This window comes from Geobacter hydrogenophilus, assembly GCF_018501225.1.
Lineage (GTDB): Bacteria > Desulfobacterota > Desulfuromonadia > Geobacterales > Geobacteraceae > Geobacter > Geobacter hydrogenophilus.
The window spans coordinates 1-3715 of record NZ_JAHCZI010000024.1 but is presented as its reverse complement, the minus strand read 5'-3'; the positions used below and the strand labels follow the sequence as shown (position 1 = coordinate 3715).

Annotated in this window: 5 protein-coding genes; 4 read left to right on the top strand and 1 reads right to left on the bottom strand. The window is 48.2% G+C overall.

Annotated features, from left to right (window positions below):
• Positions 1–34 precede the first annotated feature (34 nt).
• Positions 35–592: a transposase gene (locus KI811_RS18335; protein WP_214187912.1), complete on the bottom strand. Its 558-nt coding sequence runs from the start codon at positions 590–592 to the stop codon at positions 35–37.
• A 44-nt stretch (positions 593–636) separates the two neighbouring features.
• On the opposite strand from KI811_RS18335, the gene KI811_RS18330 reads away from it, so the two are divergent.
• From KI811_RS18330 to KI811_RS18315, 4 genes are all read left to right on the top strand, one after another.
• The gene (locus KI811_RS18330; RefSeq protein ID WP_214187911.1) at positions 637–1059 is read left to right on the top strand and encodes a hypothetical protein; all 423 of its coding nucleotides are present in this window, start codon (positions 637–639) and stop codon (positions 1057–1059) included.
• Positions 1060–1553: 494 nt separating this feature from the next.
• Positions 1554–2156, top strand: a complete 603-nt coding sequence (locus tag KI811_RS18325; RefSeq protein ID WP_214187910.1) for a hypothetical protein — start codon at positions 1554–1556, stop codon at positions 2154–2156.
• 80 nt (positions 2157–2236) lie between these two features.
• Positions 2237–2713 carry a hypothetical protein gene (locus KI811_RS18320; RefSeq protein ID WP_214187909.1) on the top strand — a complete coding sequence of 159 codons (477 nt, stop codon included), beginning with the start codon at positions 2237–2239 and terminating at the stop codon, positions 2711–2713.
• Between the two features lie 175 nt (positions 2714–2888).
• A complete protein-coding gene (locus KI811_RS18315) occupies positions 2889–3551 on the top strand; it encodes a transposase (protein WP_214187908.1) in 663 nt (220 codons plus the stop codon).
• Positions 3552–3715: the final 164 nt, after the last annotated feature.

Genomic DNA, 3715 nt, shown 5'->3' with positions numbered 1-3715 from the left:
GAGGGATACCATAGGTCCCAGGGTGGTACACTTTTCATTCCCGCTTTTGGGCCATTATTGCATTACCAGTGACACCGTTACGGGTTACCACAGTGGAATCAAGGTCGAGGGTCACCTTTGTCAGACCGGAAAGTTTGCCAAAGAGCCAGGAATACATCTGCATCTGGACTCGCTCGTTGGTCAGCATGTCGAAGCGCTTGAACAGGCGCATGATCGCCTTGAACTCGGCAGCGCACGGCCAGCCGAAAAGGCGGCACAAAACAGAGTCCATGCGCACCACCTCGGCATGGGCAAATCGGCAGGCACCACACCAGATGGAGACAATGAACTGCTCGATAAGTTGCAAGGCAGGATATCCGCGGTTTGATGTGGTTTCTGGTATACCGAACCGGACAAACGCTTCACGGAACTCAAGGCTTTCAAGCATACGCTTGAAGAGGACCATGCCCCCCCAGGCCGTGACTTCCTGGTTTGAAAAACCGACAGTGAATCCGTTACCCTGAAGATCGTGAGAGTGAGACATGCACACCTCGCAACCATCTGAAATAATAACGATCTTTCTATTGGTTTCCATTAGGCCATATCTGGCCATGATAGATAAGTGATCCTAATGGAAAATCTGGGTTAATGTCTTGTGTGTTCAGAGTTGTTGGCGACGATCTTGAAATTGATGCTCTCGTCGAAAAGCTGAAAATGGAGCCTTACCGCCTGTGGCGGAAAGGCGAACCTCGAAACTGGAGAAATCCCGGGGGAAAGACATCAGAATGTTCTGGAGCCTGCTTCACCGCTAGCGAAGCTGAAATGACCGAGTTCTCAACGCAAGTGACGGATGCAACTGAATTCTTAAAGGAACATAGAGAAGATATTGAAATTATTGTCGCGTTCCCTGGTGTCGAAGAAGCAGCGCTGGATTTCGGAATTGAGTTAAAAAGGGACTTCCTTAACTGCGACTACTTGCCACCTGAGTTGTTGCGGCTGACTGGAACTTTAAATATTGCAATTGAGCTTTCGCACTACGCCCCAACCGACGAAGACGACAGCAAGAAGGACGAGAGCTAACCACGTCCATGGACGCCGACCGCCCGAAAAAACTGGGCGGGCGGGTCATGGCCGGCGCCGTTGAACGAGGAAAAAATGAAAAAGAAGCGACAAAATCTAGTAATGGTGCTTATGCCGACTCTTGCTGAATTGATGGTAAGTATGCCACTCTTCATTTTCATTGTGGCAAACCCCTTTCATGTTCGGGACCGCATAGAAGATCTGACAAAAAATAACGCCATATATAATGTTGTATATAACATCGCTTGGCTTCCATTCTGTCTCCCTTACTACCTTGGCGTAAAGAAAAGGCTACGCAGATATCAAGAAGATACTTGGGACAAATAAACGTCCAACCATCGGGTGGTGCGGTTTGCACCGCACACCCTCAGCACCGTTGACCCGAGGATAAGGTGAAAATATGGCGATCGTCATGAAGAACAGGATTGAAGGAAAAATTTGTTCAACTTGTCATGAATGGAAGCCGTTAGAGGAATTTTCAAAAGATCGAACTCATGGCCCACTCCAAGGAGGACGCCATTGCAGATGTAAGGAATGCCACAGAAATAAGCGAAAAGAAACCGGAGAGAAATGCCATGAAAGCAGCTGACTTCCCCGGAGACCTCAATTCTTTCCTGAATCACTACAAATATCAGCCCGAGCTTACCGCTCGGCTCGATGGTTTAGACGTTACCTCTCTTGACCAATCCCTCGTTAATGACATTGTGCTGTGGAAGGTCAACAGGTATGTAAAAGTCAGTGAGGAAATTATTTCGCAAATCTCAGGCGTTAAAAGTCTAAAGGAGAAAGAACATAGGAAAAGCAAGGGAGTGCTGTCTGTCCTATTGAAGCTTAATGGCGTTGATCTCCCGATGGCTTCAACAATTTTAAGATTCATCAACCCACAAGTCTTTCAAATAATAGACCGTCACGCATACAGAGCAATCTATGAAACAAAGTATCCCCTATATCCCACTACTTCATCCGAACGAAAGATTACAGTGTATTTTGACTACATTGATGAACTCATAAAGCTATGTGAACTCAAGGGGTTATCATTTCCGACAATTGACCGTCTACTTTACATATTCGATAAAAATAAGAACGGCCAGTTATGACTTAAATGGCCAACCACGTCCTTGGACCTGCCCGATAAAACATGGCAGGTCAAGGCCGGCCCCGTTATCTGAGAAGAAATATGAAACCAATAATTGAACTATCCGAAAATGATTTTGGCGACATACTGCAATTTCCGCTTCTTTGGCGGTGGAACAGTAAAACCCACGCAGAATTTTCCCCTGAGCAGCTACAGGCCATCCGTCCACTCACCATACAAGCGGCATCAAAACTTCATGCCGCCTTGAAGCATCTGCAGCAGCCCGGAGGGCTAAATCCGTCTGAAACGTATGAACTGCGGAAAATAAATACAGAGCAAAATGAAGAAGAAATGAAAACCTGGATGGATGACCTGCCGATTGCCGCCGATGAGCCAATTGTTATTTCATGGAGCCATGAACTGGCTGTACAAACCAAGTGGGAGATTCTGAGGGAATCTTGGTCCGACTTCTGGTATCCATCCTCGGACGACTTAACGGCGATACCAATCTCCAGTGATTGGGCACTAGCAGCTTCACACGATGGACTTTTCGAGTGGGCCAAAACTGAGAACAGATAACCAGCCGGTTGCACGCCGCCCCGCCCGGAAAACCGACCGGGCGATGCGGGTGAACCGGGTACCCCGTTGGCCATGGAGTGGATGATGATTCTTGCAGAAGCACCACTGGAAATTCCGGGGACACCATACTTAATTGGTTCTTGACGCTATAATATATATCCATTAAATATTGCACATGGCAAGAATTGCTCGCGTTATAGCATCAGGTATTCCCCACCACATTACCCAACGGGGAAACCGGAGGATGCAAACCTTTTTTGGTGACGACGACTACCGCACCTATATTTCCCTATTGGCCGAATGGTGTCACAAGTGCTCAGTCGACATCTGGGCCTACTGCCTGATGCCGAACCATGTGCATTTGATTGCCGTGCCCGAAAGTGAAGACTCGTTGCGTCGCGGAATCGGTGAGGCCCATCGTCGCTACAGCCGGATGATCAACTTTCGGAATAACTGGCGCGGACACCTCTGGCAAGGACGCTTTGCATCCTTCCCCATGGACGAGACCTATCTGTTGGCTGCCGCCCGTTATGTGGAGTTAAACCCAGTTGCTGCCGGGCTGGTTGAAGATGCCGCATCCTGGCCATGGAGCAGTGCACAGGCGCACCTGGCTTCAAAGGACGATGAATTGGTCACCGTAGCACCGCTTTTGGAAATGGCGGGAGATTGGCGCTTGTTTCTGGCTAGATCGGCTAACGAAGAACAGATTGACGAGATCCGGAAGCATGAATGCACCGGCAGGCCGCTTGGGGCAGAGGGGTTTGTCGATAGACTGGAAACGTCCTTGGACCGTCCGCTTAAATGTGGCAAGCCAGGACCAAAGGGAAAATATAATTAAGTAAGGTGTCCCCGGAATTTCACCAAAGGGAAAATATAATTAAGTAAGGTGTCCCCGGAATTTCACCGGAATTTCTCCGGAATTTCTCTATAAGGTCATCCATTTTCGCTATGGGCTTGAAAAGGATGAATCATTTGAGGAATTTCCAGAAGTGAGTTTCATCT